The sequence below is a fragment of the Streptomyces sp. NRRL S-1813 genome (assembly GCF_000719605.1).
Taxonomy (GTDB): Bacteria; Actinomycetota; Actinomycetes; order Streptomycetales; family Streptomycetaceae; genus Streptomyces; species Streptomyces decoyicus.
On record NZ_JOHB01000021.1, the window covers coordinates 26,384 to 43,592 of the forward strand.

The window sequence follows — 17,209 nt, forward strand, 5'->3', positions numbered from 1 at the left end:
GCCGGTCACTCTTCCGGGGCTGTAAAACAGGACGAATAGCATTAAATCGCCACAGGGTAGGTGAGGTCTCCGAATCCGTCCCTGGAGGTAGATGTGCCGCGCGCTCAGACACCCGACGGGGTGGATCGCCGCCGTCTGCGGCGCGTCGCGGCCGTCGCCACTTCCCTGAGTGCGCTCATCGCGACGTCCATCGTCGCCGGACCCGCCACCGCCTCCGAGGCCGCCCTCCCGTGCGCCCTGGGGCGCACCGACGCGCACCACTCCGAGGGCGTCGACAGCTGGAACAGCGCCTATCCGCGCCCGGACCGGCCGCTCGACGCCGTCATGATCTACCTGTCCTTCCCGGACGCCCGGCCGTCCGCCGACCCGGAAGAGCTCTCCCGCGACTACTTCCCCGCCACCTCCGGCTTCTTCGACCGCGCCTCGTACGGGAAGTTCCGGCTGCGCCCGCGCGTCCACCGGTACTGGATCCGGATGCCGCACCCGTCCGCCTCCTACGGAATACAGCGCGACTGGGACGCCGGCCGGCGCTCCTCGTATCTGCGCGACGCGGTCGCCGCCGCCGACCCGTTCGTGGACTTCGGCCGCTTCGACGTGGTCTATTTCGTCGCCGACCCGGACGCCCCCGGCGTCGACTCGGACGCCACCAAGGTCGTCAACCTCGACCGCCCGATGCACGCCGACGACCGCGATCTGCGCCGGTTCGTCACCGTCTTCGAGCAGACCCCGCCGGACCGCAATGTCCTCGCCCACGAGACCGGGCACGTCTTCGACCTGCCGGACCTCTACCACCGGCCGGCGGACGGCAAGGGCGACTGGGACACCTACGTCGGCGACTGGGACCTCATGGGCAGCCAGTTCGGTCTGGCGCCCGACCCCTTCGCCTGGCACAAATGGAAGCTGGGCTGGATCTCCGACAACCAGGTTGACTGCGTCGATCTGACCCACCCGGCCGTGCACTCGCTGCGTACGCTGTCCGCCCCCAAGGAGCCCCGTGCCCAGCGCCACACGCGGCTCCTGGTGGCCCGTACGGGGCCCGAAAGCGCCGTCGCCATCGAGGCACGCGGTGCCATGGGCAATGACCGCTCCATGTGTGCCGAGGGTGTCCTGGTCTACCGCGTGCGCAGCCGGGCGCCCTCCGGGACGGGACCCGTGCAGGTCCTCGACGGGCACCCCGGCACCTCGGCCTGCCGGGGCTCCTCCGTCTACCCGCCGCTCGCGGACGCGCCCCTGGGCGTGGGGGAGAGCATGAACGACGCCGAGGACGGCGTACGCATCCAGGTGGAGGGCCGGACGACCGACGGGGACTGGGCGGTCAAGGTCGGGCGTGACTGACGCCCCGCGGATGCCCGGCGGTCCCGATGCCGCGGCGGACGACCGCAGTGCGCGCGAAGGGACCGGCATACGACGAAGGCCCCCACCGTGGTGGAGGCCTTCGACTGTCTGTGCGCCGCCAGGGACTCGAACCCCGGACCCGCTGATTAAGAGTCAGCTGCTCTAACCAACTGAGCTAGCGGCGCCTGCTGACGGGGAAAACATTAGCATCATGGTCGGGGAGGACAAAAATCGGTTTGTCTCAGCCCCGGGTCAGTGCCGAAACGGCGTGCTGAGCTGCGGTTTCCTGCTCGGCACCGGCCACGGAGCGGGCGGCGCGGACACAGGCCCACAGCAGCACGTCCGGTCCCGGCAGCCAGGGGTCGCGGATGTCCGGCGCCACCAGCCAGCGGGAACCGGCCGGGGCGGACGGTTCCTCGGCGGCCAGGAACGGCCCGTTTGCGGGTGCGTCCTCGGTGGCGCCACGACAGGGGTGCAGCGGCGGGACGGTGACCGCATCGCCGCTGCCGTGGCACAGCAGCGGGGGGACGGCGGTGGCCCACTCCTCCCAGCCGAGCAGCGCGGGCAGCCGCTGGGCCGTGCCCGGAGCGGCGAAGAGCAGGATCCGGCCGCGGTGCGCCGCCACCGGGCCCGAGCCGGGACCGTCGGACCATAAGCGGTCGACCATCCGCCGCCCGAAGAGCGCGGGAGCGTTGATCACGTCGAAGGCGGTGCCGCACGGCAGCACGCTCGGCGCGGCAGGGCGGGTGGCCCACAGGGTGTGCATCTCGTCGGGGTGGGGGCTGGCGGAGGCGAGCCAGTCGGCGCCCGCGAGGGTGACGTACGCGGCGGTGGGAAAGGCCAGGGTGCGGGGGGTCTCAGGCAGCCATTCGCTCATGGGGGACAGGTCTACCGAGCCGGCGCGTGCGCGTTGAGCTGATTGACGGAAAACGGGACGGGGTGGTGGGGGAGCCGCTATCTTGCGCCTCTTGCATATGCCAGCGGCTCATGATCATGGACCATGAGCCGTAGCGGGGCGTGTGGTGCGGATGTGACGCCTGGGGTGGTCGGCGGGACCGTGGGGGCTCAGTCCATGTCGCCCGGCAGGGTGCTGCTGCTGCGCATCAGACCGGCGCCGAACTCGATCATTTTCTGCGCATAGTCCTCGGTCCACTCCGCCTGCTCCGCCAGCACGGCCGGCGGCATCCGGTCGAACCGGCTGGGATCGGTCAGCTGGGCGGCGGCCAGTGCCTGGAACTCCGTGGCGCGGTCGGCCGCGGCGCGGAAGGCCAGGGCCAGCTCCGTGGCACGGCTGAGCAGCTCGCGCGGGTCCTCCATCGACTCCAGGCCGAAGAAGTGCTCGGGGTCGGCGACGGCCTCGGGCGGCTCGAAGAGCAGCTGCGCGGGCTTCATCCGCCGTGGTCCCGGCGCCGTACCACGCGGGTCGGGAGCCGGTCGCGGCTCGGACATGTACCTACCTCCAGATCGTGTGCCGCATTCCATTGTCCCGCCCCGCGCAAGGGGGCCGGAGGCCGTGCCGTACGGGGGCCGGCCGCCGCCTTCCCTTCCGCCCGCGGCGGCAGATGGCGGGCAACTCCCCCAGGGACCCATGCCACCCGGTTACGGGCGCCATGCCACCCGGTGTTCCGCCAGGTGGGCGAGGACGGCGTGGTTGGCCTCCCAGCCGTCCGGGAACTTGACCGTGACGCCCAGACGGACCGGCTCGGTCGAGGGATGTTCGTCCAGCAGGTCGGCGACGCCCGCCCGGCTGACCACGATGCAGGCGTGCCGGTGGCGGGAGGCGAGCACGCACAGCCGTCCGGTCTCCAGATGGAACGCGGTGGCGTCGGGGCGGCCGGAGAGCGGGTGGAGTACGACCGTGACATCGAACTCCCGGCCCTGGAGACGGTTGGCGGTGTCCACCGCGACCCCGGTCACGCCGAGGCCGGCGAGCGCGGAGCGGACGGCCGCCGCCTGGTCGCGATGGGCCGTGCCGACCGCGATCCGGCTCGCGGTCAGCGGCACCGGGACCGGCACCCCGTCCGGATCGCGTTGGCCCTCGCTGGTCGCGGCGCCACCGCGGTCCAGGAGCCGGCGCACGACCTGCGCCACCGCGCGGACCGCCTCCGGGTCCGTGCGCGGCGTACGGCGGGCGGGGAGTTCCAGCAGGCCCCAGCCGGACTCCGCGGCCTCGTCCAGGACGCGGTCCACCCCCGAGCCGTCGCCCGGCACCCCGAACGCCAGCCGGCGGTCGCCGTGGCCGGTGCCGCTGCGGAAGGGGGTGTACGGATAGAACGCGGCGGAGACCAGCGGCGCGGCCGAGGCGGGCAGCCGCCAGGAAACCGGCAGCCGGTGCTGCGGCAGATCGGGGTTGTGGGCCAGGAGGGTGGACACCGCGCTCGCGGACGGGTCGTACGCCAGCCCCGCCCACTGCTCCGCGCCGACCACGCTGAACGGGTCCAGCTGGCCCGGGTCGCCGACGAACAGCGCCCGCTCGAAGAGCCCGGCGACGCTCAGCAGCGCGTCGGAGCGCATCTGGTAGGCCTCGTCCACGATGGCGTGCCGCCACGGCTCGTCGACCTTGGTGTACGCCCATTTCGCGGCTGTCGAGACCACGATGTCCATCCCGGCGAGATCGGCGGCCTTCGCGGACGTACGGACCGCGGGCAGCTCGGCCAGCGCCGGGTCGAATGCGCCGGGCTCACTGCTGTGCAGCCGGCCGACCGGCAGCTGCGGGTCCTTCTCGGCGAGCCGCAGCACGAGGTCGTCGACCTGGGCGTTGGTCTGCGCGATCACCATCAGCGGGCGTCCGGCCGCAGCCAGTTCACGGGCCGCCCGCACCACGAGGGTGGACTTGCCGGCGCCGGGCGGGGAGTCCACGACCACGCCGCGCCGGGAGCCGTGCAGCGTGTCGTGCAGGATCGCCTCGGTCGCCGTGGCGGCCGCGGCGGCGGGATCGAAGGAGCCGGCTGTGGTGGCGTGGGGATCCTGAGTGGCCGTCATACGGCGGTGTTCTCCAGGGCGGTCGCATACCGGGCGCGGGTCACAGGAAGTCCTCCGGGGTCACGGGGTCGGGGGAGTCGTGCGGTGCGTCCGCGGCGCCGGGCGGGGGGCCGCCGTGGGTCCACGGGGTGTCCTCGGGGTCCGGGAGCTCCGGGCCGCCGCGCGGTGCGTGCTCGAACAGCGTCCAGCACACGGTCTCGTCCGGCTCGGGCACCGATCCGGGCTCCGGTGTCCTGCCGCGCCCCATCCCGCCCGTCAGCCGCACCACCGGCGCACCCGGCTGCTCGCCCGCGGCCGCCACGAATTCGGCGGTCTGGGTCCTGCCGTCCGCCAGGGCGCGGTAGAGCTTGCCGCCCTCGGACAGCTGCGGGCGGTCGGCCGTCCGCAGCGTGACCAGCGGACGGGGCATCGGCCGCTTGCCCTCGGAGAACGCCATCTCGACGGCGGTGACCGTGCCCTGGAACGCCTCGCCGGCCAGCCGGCGCCCCGCCATCACCAACGGGTCGTCCAGGGCTTCCTGGGCGTCCAGTTGGGCCTGTGCGGTCTCCCGTGCGGACAGCTTCTGCGCGGCGGTGACCGCGTCGTCCTGCCGGGGCTGCGGGGGTTCCCCGGCGCGCACCCGGTCGCGGTGCGCCGTGTACGACCAGCGGTCGCGCTTCCAGCGGTCGGGGACCCGGGTGCCCGCGGGGAGCGCCCGCAGCAGGTCGAGGCCGTGCCAGACGGCGTCCCAGGTCGGCCGCAGCTGCCGCTCGACGAGGGCGCGGAGCGCATCCTCGGCGCCCGGCAGCCCGGCGTCGTAGCGGGCCATCGCGGGGGCCAGCAGCCGGTTGTCGAACGCCGGGTCGGTGGCCGGGCCGGCCGGCGGGCACAGCAGCTGCCCGTCCGCGCCGCGCGCCGACTCGGCGCGCTCGGCCGCCTCCTGGCCCGACAGCCCCGGCGGCGGGTCGATCCAGGACAGCAGCGCGCCCAGGTGCTGGTCCTCCAGCACGCTCTGGCCGCTCGCCCAGTGGCGGGTCAGCAGGCCCGTCATGGACAGCAGCAGGCTCGCGCCGGGGACCCGCGCCCGCTCGCCGAAATGGGTCAGCCAGCGGCCCAGCAGCGGGACGTGCGGCGGTGCGGGGTACGGCGTCTCCGGCTCCTGCTCGGCCGTCCGCCGGAACCGCATCGAGCGGCCCAGCAGCCGGACGAACTCGATACCGGCGGCGCTCGGCACGATCAACTGGGGTGCGTCCGCACACAGTTCGACCTGCACCGGGACCTTCTTGCCCGTCTCCGGGTCGGTCTCCTTGCGTTCCTCCCACCCGATGGCGTCCGCGAAGCCGTCCACATACGGCAGCACCGTCTCGGCCAGCTCGGCGAGGAACGCGAACCGCAGATCGCGGTCGCGCGGCTGCGGAACGGCCAGCAGCTGCGGCTTCTCGCGGTCCGTGCCGACCAGCGCGCCCAGCGGGGCGCCGGCCTCGCCCGCGGTCGTCAACAGGACGAGGACCAGGGGGCGTTCCGACAGATGGCGGTGCCGGACCGTGCACCGCGGCTGCGCGCGGCCCGTGGCGACCGCCTCCATCCGGGCCAGCGTCTCGATCAGGGACATCCCGGCTCCTTTGCTCGCTGCGCCGGCACGGCGGCCAGCGCCTCGGCGCGCAGCGCGGCGGCCCGGCGCAGCGCCACCACGGCAGGGTCGTCCGGACCGTCCGGGTCCGCGGGGGGCTCCGGGCCGTCCGGTCCGGCCGCCGCCAGCACCTCCTCGATGGTGCGCAGCCCGCCCAACTCGCCCCGTACACCGCGCCCCAGCGCCTCCACCGCGCCGTCCTGACGGGACCGCTTACGGCAGTGGAAGGCCAGCTCGCAGGCGGCCAGGCACTCGGGGGCGTAGGCCGCACCGACCGCTTCGACGGCCTCGGCCAGCTCCTCGGGCGGGCGGGTCGCGGTCTTCCCGTCGTCCGCGAGCCGGAGGTCGAAGGTGGTCTCGGCGGGAAGAACGGCGGCGATCTCCTCGACCCGGGTCAGGCGGGTCAGCTGCCGCCGGGTCGTGGCCAGCTGTTTGCGGACGTCGACCGCCGCGGCCGTGGGGAGGTTGGAGAAGTCCTTCGGGCACACCAGCAGCACCCGGTCGCGGACCCGGACCGCCCGGCCCGTACGCGCGCCGACATGCCCCGCGACCTGCTCCAGGGCCAGGACGTACACCGCCGCCTGCCGCGCGGCGGCGCCCACCTTGGCGGCGTCCGCCGAACCGTCGATCATCGGGAAGGACTTGATCTCGACGACCGTCCAGCTGCCGTCCGGATGCACCACCACCGCATCCGGCTCCACATAGGCGGGCGAGCCGGCCACCTCGACGGCCAGCAGCGGATGGTCGAGCAGGGCCCAGCCGCCGGCCGCGGTCGCCTCGCGCAGCGCCAGCGCCGTACGCGCCGCCCGGCCCTCGGGCCCGGCCGCGGACAGATCCGGGGTGGCGACCTCATCGGGCGAGGGGGCGGGGGTGCCGGGCGCCAGCCGTTCGTGCAGCAGCCGCAGCAACTCCGTGCCGCCGTCGGCCTTCACGCGGGCCTCGAACGCATTGCCCCGGACGAACGCGAACTGGGACTGTCCGTATGCCGCGGGCGAGCCCAGCGCCTGGGCCAGCGCGCCCTTGTCGATGCCCGCGCCGTCCAGCAGCGCACGGCGCCGGCAGCCGGGGTTGGCGGCCAGCGCGGCGAGCGCGCGGGCGTCGAGGGAGCGCGGGCGCACCCCGGGGCCGCGCAGTTCGGTGAGTCTCTGCCGCAGGCCCGGTGTCGCCACCGGCTGCTCCGCCCCGGGGGCGGCCGGTGCGGGTCGGCTGTCGCGGAAAACGTTCACCTGCGGAAGTCTCGCATCCGGCACCGACATGTGGGGCGACCGGCCACGGACCGGCCGCCTGCGGGTGCCGCCCCCGGGGGTGCCCCTACGCTGTACGGTCGGCGCGCCCCGGGCAGGCACCGGCCGGCCGGTGCCGGACGGCTTCCCCGCTCACGGACCGGGCGACGTCCCCGGTCAGCGGCATGACGGCCTCCCCGGTCAGGGACAAAACGACCCGATGCGCGATGATGGAAGGCCCGCGGTCGACGCCGCCCGCACCGAGCAACGAACAGCCGAGAAGTCGGCGAGAGGTACGACCATGGCAGCGCGCATATTCCTGGCCAGGCACGGGCAGACCGAGTGGTCGCTGTCCGGCAGGCACACCGGCCGTACGGACATCCCGCTGCTGGACGAGGGCCGGCGCGGCGCCAAGCTGCTGGGCGAGCGGCTGCACCGCGCACCCTGGGACGGCCTGCCGGGCGTCGAGGTCCGCACCAGCCCGCTCGTGCGGGCGAAGGAGACCTGTGAGCTGGCCGGTTTCGGGGACCGGGCACAGCAGTGGGATGCGCTGATGGAGTTCGACTACGGCGCGTACGAGGGCCTGACGCCGGCCGAGATCAAGTCAGGGCGGCCGGACTGGCTCATCTGGCGCGACGGTGTGCCGGAGGGCGAAACGCTCGCCGACGTCACCGCGCGGGCCGACGAGGTCATCGGCTGGGCGCGCTCGGCCGACCGCGATGTGCTGGTCTTCGCGCACGGCCACATCCTGCGCGCCCTGGGTGCCCGCTGGCTGGGCCTCGACATCTCCTTCGGCGCCCGGATCCGGCTGGAGCCGACGTCCCTGTCGGTGCTCGGCTGGGCCTACGGGGAGCCGGCGATCGAGCGCTGGAACGACACCGGACACCTCGGCTGAGGGCAGGTCCGGGACCCGGAACGGCCCGAAGGGACGGACTCCGGGGCCGCCTGACGGCGCGAAGGTACTGACTCCGCGGGTCGCCTGACGGCCCGTAGGAGCCCGCCCGACGGGCGGGCGCCGTCAGTCGGCGGGGTCCGGGGCCGCCGTCCCGTCCTCGGATGCGGCCGACGCCGCGTGCCGCTCCAGGAAGTCGGCGACCGCGCCGCAGTCGCGGTGCGCCCGCAGCGTGCGGGCCGTGCCGTCGAGCATCGTACGGATACGGGCCGAGCGGACCTGGGTCAGCAGCGTCAGCACCCGGACCCCGGCCGCGGCGGCCTCCTCGGGCGCACCGCTGTCCGCGAGATCGCCCGCGAGCTCCGCGGTGAACAGGGCGATATTGCGGGTGAAGTGGGCATCCTGGAGAGCCACCGCCCGGCGTGCGTGCTCCACCGCGCGCCCCGCTTCGCCTATTGCCGACCAGCACTGCGCCTGGAGGCCCGCCAGTTCGGCCTCGCCGTAGAACGTCATCCACTCCGGGTCGCCGTCCCGCGGTCCGCCCGCGAACAGCCGCTCCGCCCGGGCCAGCGCCTGCTCGCAGCCGGAGCGGTCCGCCAGCCCCGCCCAGCCGCCCGCCTCGCGCAGCGCCAGCAGCGACAGCAGCCGCGGCGAGGCCAGATGTCTGGCGGCCTGCTGTGCGGCCTGCGCGGCGCGCACCGCCTCGCGCGGACGGCCGGCGTCGCGGGCGAGGAAGGCCGTGTTGCAGAAGGCGTGGGCCTCCAGGGCGGCATCGCCGCAGACCCGGGCGGTGGCCAGGGCCTCCGCGTAGTGCGAGCGGGCGTCGCCGAAGCGGCCCGAGTCATGTGCCAACCAGCCGACGGTGATGGCGAGTTCACCGGCTCCGGCGTGCAGCCGGTCGGACACCGATCTGCGCTGTACGCCCGCGTCCAGCAGCTCGTAGGCGGCGCGCAGCGGCTGGGCGGCGCGGCGGTAGATGCCCTCCGCGCCGTGCCGGTCGTCCAGCAGCCGGATCTGGCGGACGGCCTCCTCGACGGCGGAGGCCTCGGCGGCGCCGGCCCGGCCGGTGGCCGATGCGCGGGGGCCCGGCACCCGGGCGGATGCGGCGGCGGCAGCGGCCTCGATGGGATGCAGGGCGGCAAAGCCCAGGGCCGCTGCCGGGCCGCCGGTGATGAACGCGCGACGCAGCACGTCGCTCTCCTCGCAGATCTGGATACAGGTATCGCGGTGGTCGGGGTCGGTTGCCAGGGGCGCGGCGCTGACCGCCGCCGTACGCGCCCCCCGTCCGCGCACCGCCTCGCGCGGCGCGAAACCCATGTCGGGCAGCGTCAGCCCCGGGAACATGTGCCGGAACACCCGCTCGTAGGCGTAGTTCGGACACCTGATCTCCCCGGACTCGACGCGGCCCACATAGCGGGCGTCGCACGAGACCTGTTCGCCGATCTCACGGGCGGACCGTCGGACCGCCGCCGCGAACTCGCCTGGTGACAGCCGGCCGCGCAGCTGTCGGAAAGCGAGGTTCGGGCGGACGGGTACGGTGCGGGACGACGCTGAACTTGCTGCTGGCGACGCCATGGCGGACCCTCTCCGTGCCCTCTCCGTGCCATCAGGTGGCGATGCCGCCTCCTGGCGGTGCGGCGGGATGACCGTACCGGCTGTGATGGCTCCGATACGGAGAGTTTGCCTACAAAACGGATATCTCGCGCACGATCTGCCATGAACTGCCATCCTTTGCAGCGTTACGCCGCCGTAGCTGTTGACACGTCTGACCGTTGAAGTCGGTGTAAAGGGTCCGGTGCGTGCAGGAGGAGGGGTTCCCCGTGTGGGAGACCGGCGTGAGCAGGGGCGGCAACGGGTCCGTGGGCCAGGCCGTCGCAGGCGGGGCACCGGCCGTACCGGCGCAGTCGTGCGACCTCGTGACGGTGCCGGCCCGGCAGGGGCTGGAAGCCGTCGACATCCTCCGGCTGCGGGACGGCGTCGGCCCGGTCCTGCACGACGGCACCTGCGACACCCTGGGCTTTCTGGTGCCCGCGGGCACGGCAGCGGGCTGGGACGTGCCGGGCAGCGCCTGTACCCAGACCTCCGGGCGGGGCATCGCGCTGGGTGCGCTGTGCGGTGAAGGGACCGCGGCACAGCCGCCGGTGACCGGCACCGGCTGGCTGGTGCCCCCGGAGGGCGCGGGCGCCGAGGCCACCGACCCGGCCGTGCTGCGCGCGGCGCTCGGCGAGGCGGCCCGCACGATCGAGGCCGTCGACCGCTGTCAGTGAGCAGCGCAGGGGCCGCCCGGCCGGTGCCGGACGACCCCTTGGGCGTGGGAAGCCCGCGTTCTACGTCCCCTGCGCGGCCGGTGCGCTGTCCCTCGCCGGGCGGGGGATGGTGGTGGCGCCGCGCCGGTCACCGAGCCGGCGCTGTACGCCGCGCAGCAGCCGCGCCGCGGTGAAGTCCGCTCCGTACACGAAGCGCATCGACGGGCCGAACGACGGGGCGGTCAGCAGCCCCGCGAAGAACAGTCCGGGCCAGGACGATTCGAAGCCCGAGCTCAGCTCGGGCGCCCGGCTGCCGCCCACCGTCCGCAGCGTGGTGCGTACGTGGGGAACGAGCAGCCGCAGCCGTCCGAGGTCGGGGCGGAAACCGGTGGCCGCGACCACATGGCGGGTGTCCACGGTCTCGGTACCGCCGTCCGTATGGGTGAGGTGGAGCCGCACCCCGTCGTCGTGCGGGACCGCCGCCCGGAGCCGGTGGCTCAGCAGGACCGGCACGGCCGGCTCGAAGCGCTCCCGCAGCCACCAGGCACCGGCCGGGCCCAGCGCGGTCTCGGCGATACGTACCCGGGTCGCCGAGGGCAGCCGGCGCACCGCCCAGGGCATCTCCGACCACAGCCGGCTCGGCCAGCCGGTGCCGAGCCCGGAGTGCGGATCGCGCAGCGCACGCAGCCGGCCGCGCTCCAGCGGCTGGGGCGGGGCGTCCCAGCGCAGCCGGTCGGCGCGGGCCACGACGCGGGGCCGGGCGCCCTGTTCGGCGAGCAGGGTCGCGGTCTCCAGCGCCGCCTGTCCGGAGCCGATCACGGTGACGTCCTGGCCGTGGAAGCGGCGCAGGTCGCGGTGGTCGCTGCTGTGCGAGGCGAGGTCCGGAGGCAGTTCGAGCAGCGGCCAGGGGCGGTTGACGAACGGCATCACGCCGACGGCCAGCGCCACGGTCCGGGTCGTGATCTGCTCGCCGGTGTCCGTCTCCACGTGGAAGCCGTCACCGTCCGGGCGGACGCCGGTGACGGTGACCTCCTCGACCTGTGGCACCGCCCGTTCGCCGAACCATCTGCCGTAGGCGGTGAAGGTGTCGAGGGGCAGCGGGACGCCGTGCTCGGCGGTCAGGTCGTGGGCGGCGCAGTAGTCGGCCAGGGTGTGGCCGCCCGACGGGTCGGAGAGATCGGAGGACCAGGGCTCGGACTTGAGGAGCATGCCGTCGGGCATGCGGTCCCGCCAGGAGGCCATCGGCCGGCCCAGGACCCGCAGCCGCAGTCCGGCCGCCGCCGCATGTGCGGCGATCGAGAGTCCGTAGGGGCCGGCGCCCACCACCACGAGGTCGTACATGGAAGTTCCCTGCTCTTTCTCTTTGTGCGGTGCGGGTTGTCCGTGCCGCATGGGGGCGCGGGGTGCCGTCCCTTGAGGCCGATGCGGCACTCCGAGCGGTCGCGGCGGCATCGGGCGGGCCGGGAGCGGGGTGCTGCCCGGTGGCGCTGCGCGCGAGCGGCACCGTGCGGCCGGTCAGATCGAGGTGCAGCGCACGGACCACATCGAGCCCCGAGAACGGGTCGGTGAAGAGCCGGAACCGGTCGCCGGGCCGGGGGCTGACGTCGAGGAGGACGCGCGCCCGCCGCCGCATCTCCGCCCTCCCCTCTGCCACCGGTCGCCTTCCTGGGGCCGATGCGGAGGGCGTGCGGCGGCCGGCCGGTCCGCACACCGGCTCGGCTGCACGGACGCCGGGTCGGCCACACCTCACTGCCCGGCGGGCGCTGGGCGGACATCGAGGGGCGCCGGAGTCCCCGCTCCCCGGGCCGTCCGGCAGCTACCTCTTCGAGAGCCGGGACGGGTCGGGCGACCGGGACGGGTCCGGCAGCGACACGGCCGCCGCGGGGAGCGCGGCCGTCCGGCCCTGGGGCGGGGGCACCGCCGCGGGGTTCCGGCGCCGTACCGGGGCGGCGGCGGCCACGGCCTGCTCGTACACGGACATCAGCGCCTCGGCGCTACGGGTGATGTCATAGCGCCGCACCACCGGCGGGACCGGCAGTCGGCCCGGCCCGCCACGCCGCAACTCCCGTAGTGCGGTGGCGAGTTCATGGACCCCGAGGCTGAAGTGGCGGGCGCCGGGCGCCTGGTCGGCGGGCAGTTCGTCGACCGCCGGGCAGCTGCCGTAGAGCACATGCAGCCCGGACCCGAGCGCCTCCAGAACGGCCAGCCCGAACGCCTCGTCCGGGGAGGGCGAGACGAAGACGTCGATGGCCGAGAGCAGGCCGGGGATGTCGGGCCCGTCGGCCGGCCGTCCGTCAGCCGCCCGTCCGTCGGCCATGGCGTCGACGGCCCCGTCACGCTCGCCCAGCAGATGGATCCGGTCGCCCGAGCCGAACTGTTCCGCCATCCGCCGCAGCATCTCCCGCTCCGGCCCCGCGCCCGCCAGCAGCAGATGCACGCCCGGCAGTTGGGTCACCGCGCGGACCAGTACGTCGAACCGTTTGCCGGGCACCAGCCGGCCCGCGCCGCCGACCACGAAGGCGTCCAGCGGCAGCCCCAGCCGGGTGCGGACCAGGGCACGGGCGGCCGGATCGAACGCAAAACGGTGCGCCTCGATGCCGTTGGGCACCACATGGATCCGCTGCTCCGGTACGCCCCAGCGGCGCAGCCGGGCGGCGACGGTGTCCGAGACGGCGACCGTCGCCGTGCCCAGCCGTTCGGTGGCCCGGTAGAGCGTGCGGACGCCGCGGGTCAGCCGGCGCCCCTCGATGACCGCATCGCCGAGCGAGTGCTCGGTGGCGACCACGGCCCGTACACCGGCCATCCGGGCGGCGATCCGGCCGTAGACGCAGGCCCGGTAGAGGTGGGTGTGCACCAGGTCGTAGCCGCCGCCGCGGATCATTCCGGCGAGACGGGGGAGCGCGGTCAGGTCCCGGTTGCCGGTCATGCCGAGGTGGGTCACGGGGGTGCCGTCGGCCTCGATGCCATGGGCGACCGGGCCCGGATCGGTCAGGGTGATGACCTCGCAGTGTGCGGGCAGCCGGCGCAGCAGCAGTCGCAGCTGCTGCTCGGCGCCGCCCACGTCGAGGCCCGTAATGATGTGCAGAACCTTCACCGGATGCCTCCTGGGGTAGCGGCCGGGGTGGTGGTCTCGTCGAGGGGCAGCGCACGGCGGCGCAGCGGGTGCAGCGCGCGCTGGAGGTGCAGCCGCCAGGGGGTGTCCGCGATGCCGATGTGGAACCGCGGCAGGGCGTGCCGGCCGGCCGGCGGGCCGGGGTCGAGGGCGCAGGCAGAGCAGTGGCCGGCCGCGCGTACCGCCGCGACGGGCCGGGTGCCGACGGTGCCGTACGCCGAGCAGAGGCCGTTGCGCCGCCGACGCCCGCTGCCCCGGCCGGCCGTGCGCCACGGCGCGGGCAGCGCGGACACCGGTGCGCCCGCGCTCATCTGCCCTCCGGCCGCACCAGGCGGGCCACGGTGCGCAGCAGGATCCGGATGTCCTGCCACAGCGACCAGCTGTCGATGTAGAGGTTGTCGAAGCGGACCCGGTCCTCGACGGAGGTGCCGCCGCGCAGCCCGTGTACCTGGGCAAGTCCCGTGATGCCCACCGGCATCCGGTGCCGGGCGGCGTACTCCGGGTGGGCCTGGCTGCACTGCTGGACGACGCAGGGGCGCTCCGGGCGCGGCCCGACCAGGCTCATCTCGCCGCGCAGCACGTTCCACAGCTGCGGCAGCCCCTCCAGCGCGGTGCGCCGCAGCAGCCGGCCGACCCCGCTCGTCCGGCCGGCACCGCTCGTCCGGCAGACCCCGCTCGTCCGGCCGTCGTCCGTCACGTCCCCTTGCGTCGACGCCTCGTCCCCCTCGTCCGCGTCCCCCGCACGCAGGGTGCGGAACGTCAGCAGGGTGAAGCGGCGCCCGCCCCGGCCGACACGTTCCTGTCGGCAGAGCACGCCGGGCCCGTCGGCGAGCCGTACCGCGAGCGCGCAGCCCAGCAGCACCGGGGCCGCGACCACCAGCGCCGGGACGGCCAGCGCGAGGTCCAGCGCCCGCTTGCCCCGGCCGCCGTGCCGCGGCGGGGCGGTCTCCAGCCGCCGGCAGGCGAAGCCCCACAGATGGTCGGTGCCCGCATGCGGCGTACGGCCCTCCCGGGCGGCCGGGGCGCCGGCCAGCCAGATTGCCGAGCCCTGGTCGATGAAGCGGCGCAGCAGGGCGGCGGTGTGCGGATCGCCGTACGGCGGCAGCGTGAACACCGCGTCCCGCACGGTGTTCTGGATGACGGCCCGGGTGATCTCCTGCGCGGAGCTGAGCCGCGGCAGCGGCAGCCGCCCGCGGGCCGGGGGCGTGTCGGGCCCGCCGGGCAGCAGCGACGGCGGCGTGACCAGACCCACCGGACGCATGCCGTACTCGGGGTGGGCGTGCAGGACGGCGGCGAGCTGCCGGGCGGCCGGGTCGGTGCCGACGATCAGGGTGGCGCGCGGTCTGCGGCGGGCGGCGGCGCGGTGCGCCCGGTAGACCGTGGCCCGGCCGCCGAAGGCCAGCAGGGTGTGCGCCGCCACCGCGCACACCAGCAGGGACGGCGGCAGCGCCTGCCCGGGGTCCGCGGCGGCGAGCACCGCGGCCACCGCGCACCAGCAGACGGCGGCCCGGCCCAGCAGCGCCGGCAGGTCGTTCAGCGCGAGGGGGGCGGGGCCGGGCCGGTAGAGCCCGGCCCCGCGGTGGAGCAGCAGCAGGCCCGGCACCATGGCGGCGAGCGCCGCCGGCGCCGTACCGGTGCCGAGGGCGAGCAGGGCGGTGCCCAGGGTGGCCAGGGAGTCGGCGGCCATCAGCGGGGCGACGGTCCGCCGCCGTGTGCCGCGGCCGGGCCGGGGCGGGGGCAGGGTCTCCCGCCCCGGCCCGCGGGGCGGATGGACCGCGACGGCCGCGGGCCGGGGTGCCGCCGACGGGAGCGGGACCCGGGCGGAATGGGGCGCGTCCGTGCTGTCCGTCGTCATCGGCTGATCCGCTCCGTGCTCTCGGGGCACGCCACACCGAGCAGTTCGCGGTACAGGCCGAGGACCGCCGCGGCGGTGTGCCGTACGTCGTACGTCGCCCGCATGTGCTCCAGGGACCGGTGGGCCAGCGTCGTGCGCAGCTGAGGGCGGGTCAGCAGACCGAGTACGGCCTGTGCGAGGGCGGCCGGATCGGTGGGCGGCACCAGACAGTGCGGTGCGGCCCCGGGCGGCAGGCTCTCCCGGGCCCCGCCGACATCGGTGACCACCACGGGGCGGCCACAGGCCATCGCCTCCAGCGGGGCCAGCGCCATCCCTTCCCGGCGGGACGGCAGGACGACCAGATCCGCCGCCCGGTACCAGGGGACGGCGCTGCGGGCCCGGCCCGCGAAGCGCACACCGGGCGGTGCGGCCGCATGCAGCAGCTCCCGGTCCGGGCCGTCGCCCACCAGCACCAGCCGGGCGTCCGGGACGGCCGCACCGACCGCGGGCCACGCGCGCAACAGCGACAGCTGGCCCTTTTGCGGGCACAGCCGCCCCACGCACACCACCAGAGGCCCGTCCGGCGGCAGATCGCCGAGTGCGGGCAGGTCGCGGCGCAGCGCGCGCCGTGCCGCGTCATCGCGGTACGCGGGCGCACAGCGGTCCAGGTCCACTCCGTTGCGGATCACCGCCCACCGGGCCGGCACCCCCGCTTCGGCTCCCCGCAGCCGCTCCGCCTCGCTCGCACACAGCAACCGGTCGGCCCAGCGCGCGGCATACCGCTCCCAGCCGAGTGCCAGCCGCCCCGCCGTCCCGCCGGCCGCTTCGAAGGACCAGGCATGCGGCTGATGGACCGTCGGGATCCGGCCGCGGACGGCCAGCCGGGCGGCGAGCCCGGCCTTGGCGCTGTGCGTATGGATCAGGTGCGGGCCGGTCCGCCGGACCAGCCGGGCCAGCCGTGCGGTCTCACCGGCGAGTGCCGGGCCGGGGGAGCGGCGCGCGGGCCAGGGGACGATCTCGGCGCCCGCCGCGGCGGCGTCCCGGTGCAGCTCCCCACCGGACGGTGCGGCGACCACGGCCCGCAGTCCCGCCGCCACCTGGGCCCGCACCAGGTCGGTGACGACCCGGGCGACCCCGCCGTCGACGGGCTGGGAAACATGGAGAACCGTTGGCCGCTCTTGGCACAGCAGGTCTTGCGGCAGCACGCACTGCTCCCCTGATTACCGAGCTGACAGAACTCTGCGAGAATTTCCGGCGCGCGCCGCTCAGTGCCTGGTATCGATTCGGCGGAAGAGCGCGCCGAGCAGATATCCGGGATTGCGGGTGGCGAAGCGGAAAGCGAGCCGATCGCCGCCGGACCGCAGCGCGGGGCCGATGCCGAATACGCCGGAGTCGAATCCGAGCGTGTTGCAGGAGGCGGGACGCCGCTTCGCCGGCCGGCCCGATTCAGTGACGGCCGAGTTCATCACGTCGTTCGCCGGATCGGCGGAATCGCCCGCCTTCTGCGCGCGGTGCCGGCCCGCCCGGACGGAGAGCGCGTCATTTCCGCGGCCCCGGTCGCCGTCGTATGCCACCACGCCCGCGCGGCCATGTGCATGCGCCGGGATACACAGTTCGTTCTGCCGTACCGAAAACGAGCGGCGGTGAGTTCCCGGCGTCTGGAAGCCGTCCCGCCGTGCAATTCTGCGCAGCGGCCGCTTGCTGTTCAGGGAGGCCGGCAAAGCCAGGGAGGCCGGTGCGCATACGACGCCGCGCGTGGTGCGGTCCATCGACTTCCGCATGTCTTCCTCTCCGACTTCAATCAGTCAAACTGGAGAACACTCTGACAGAAATCATGTTGGAAACCGCGGCAGGCACGCCGGATGCCGGTCGGGGGCCCCGTTCAGCGGAATACCGGGTGGTAGGCGGATGCGTCGTTACTGCCAGAAGGCCTAATATATTCTCGGAAGAGGGAATGCCCGCATCTCTGACTCATT

Annotated in this window: 15 protein-coding genes and 1 tRNA gene; 3 read left to right on the forward strand and 13 right to left on the reverse strand. The window is 74.8% G+C overall.

What is annotated here, in order from left to right; translation table 11 throughout:
• Nucleotides 1-93: 93 nt before the first annotated feature.
• Nucleotides 94-1,335: a M6 family metalloprotease domain-containing protein gene (locus IF67_RS39530; protein WP_051818589.1), complete on the forward strand. Its 1,242-nt coding sequence runs from the start codon at nt 94-96 to the stop codon at nt 1,333-1,335.
• Nucleotides 1,336-1,446: 111 nt separating this feature from the next.
• Here IF67_RS39530 and IF67_RS0125495 read toward each other — a convergent pair.
• The 6 genes from IF67_RS0125495 to IF67_RS0125520 form a co-directional block, all read right to left on the reverse strand.
• Nucleotides 1,447-1,520: transfer RNA gene (locus IF67_RS0125495), tRNA-Lys, on the reverse strand.
• Between the two features lie 56 nt (nt 1,521-1,576).
• Nucleotides 1,577-2,212, reverse strand: coding sequence for a bifunctional DNA primase/polymerase (locus IF67_RS0125500; RefSeq protein ID WP_030989412.1), 636 nt, complete (start codon nt 2,210-2,212; stop codon nt 1,577-1,579).
• Between the two features lie 188 nt (nt 2,213-2,400).
• Nucleotides 2,401-2,784, reverse strand: a complete 384-nt coding sequence (locus IF67_RS0125505) for a hypothetical protein (RefSeq protein WP_078889626.1) — start codon at nt 2,782-2,784, stop codon at nt 2,401-2,403.
• A gap of 150 nt (nt 2,785-2,934) precedes the next feature.
• The gene (locus IF67_RS0125510) at nt 2,935-4,317 is read right to left on the reverse strand and encodes an AAA domain-containing protein (RefSeq protein WP_030989416.1); all 1,383 of its coding nucleotides are present in this window, start codon (nt 4,315-4,317) and stop codon (nt 2,935-2,937) included.
• A gap of 40 nt (nt 4,318-4,357) precedes the next feature.
• Nucleotides 4,358-5,908 carry a hypothetical protein gene (locus tag IF67_RS0125515; protein ID WP_030989418.1) on the reverse strand — a complete coding sequence of 517 codons (1,551 nt, stop codon included), beginning with the start codon at nt 5,906-5,908 and terminating at the stop codon, nt 4,358-4,360.
• Nucleotides 5,899-7,182 (reverse strand): hypothetical protein, encoded by a 1,284-nt coding sequence (locus IF67_RS0125520; protein ID WP_420708715.1) that lies wholly within the window; start codon nt 7,180-7,182, stop codon nt 5,899-5,901. The genes IF67_RS0125515 and IF67_RS0125520 overlap by 10 nt, the downstream gene beginning before the upstream one ends.
• Before the next feature lie 268 nt (nt 7,183-7,450).
• On the opposite strand from IF67_RS0125520, the gene IF67_RS0125525 reads away from it, so the two are divergent.
• A complete protein-coding gene (locus IF67_RS0125525; protein WP_030989420.1) occupies nt 7,451-8,044 on the forward strand; it encodes a histidine phosphatase family protein in 594 nt (197 codons plus the stop codon).
• A 123-nt stretch (nt 8,045-8,167) separates the two neighbouring features.
• On the opposite strand, the gene IF67_RS0125530 is transcribed toward IF67_RS0125525, so the two are convergent.
• Complete coding sequence (locus tag IF67_RS0125530; protein WP_037839844.1) at nt 8,168-9,616, reverse strand: hypothetical protein; 1,449 nt, start codon at nt 9,614-9,616, stop codon at nt 8,168-8,170.
• A gap of 245 nt (nt 9,617-9,861) precedes the next feature.
• Between IF67_RS0125530 and IF67_RS0125535 the strand changes: the two genes are divergently transcribed.
• Nucleotides 9,862-10,308, forward strand: a complete 447-nt coding sequence (locus tag IF67_RS0125535; protein ID WP_030989424.1) for a hypothetical protein — start codon at nt 9,862-9,864, stop codon at nt 10,306-10,308.
• Between the two features lie 60 nt (nt 10,309-10,368).
• Here the strand turns inward: IF67_RS0125535 and IF67_RS0125540 are convergent, their stop codons facing one another.
• From IF67_RS0125540 to IF67_RS0125565, 6 genes are all read right to left on the reverse strand, one after another.
• Nucleotides 10,369-11,628: an NAD(P)-binding domain-containing protein gene (locus tag IF67_RS0125540; protein ID WP_030989426.1), complete on the reverse strand. Its 1,260-nt coding sequence runs from the start codon at nt 11,626-11,628 to the stop codon at nt 10,369-10,371.
• 475 nt (nt 11,629-12,103) lie between these two features.
• Nucleotides 12,104-13,381: a glycosyltransferase gene (locus IF67_RS0125545; protein ID WP_030989428.1), complete on the reverse strand. Its 1,278-nt coding sequence runs from the start codon at nt 13,379-13,381 to the stop codon at nt 12,104-12,106.
• Nucleotides 13,378-13,710: a hypothetical protein gene (locus tag IF67_RS0125550; protein WP_030989430.1), complete on the reverse strand. Its 333-nt coding sequence runs from the start codon at nt 13,708-13,710 to the stop codon at nt 13,378-13,380. The genes IF67_RS0125545 and IF67_RS0125550 overlap by 4 nt, the downstream gene beginning before the upstream one ends.
• Nucleotides 13,707-15,254: a sugar transferase gene (locus IF67_RS0125555; RefSeq protein WP_030989432.1), complete on the reverse strand. Its 1,548-nt coding sequence runs from the start codon at nt 15,252-15,254 to the stop codon at nt 13,707-13,709. Before IF67_RS0125555 ends, IF67_RS0125550 begins: the two co-directional genes overlap by 4 nt.
• Nucleotides 15,251-16,438, reverse strand: a complete 1,188-nt coding sequence (locus tag IF67_RS0125560) for a glycosyltransferase family 4 protein (RefSeq protein WP_078889627.1) — start codon at nt 16,436-16,438, stop codon at nt 15,251-15,253. Before IF67_RS0125560 ends, IF67_RS0125555 begins: the two co-directional genes overlap by 4 nt.
• Nucleotides 16,439-16,498: 60 nt before the next feature.
• Nucleotides 16,499-17,014, reverse strand: a complete 516-nt coding sequence (locus tag IF67_RS0125565; RefSeq protein ID WP_199812779.1) for a hypothetical protein — start codon at nt 17,012-17,014, stop codon at nt 16,499-16,501.
• Nucleotides 17,015-17,209: the final 195 nt, after the last annotated feature.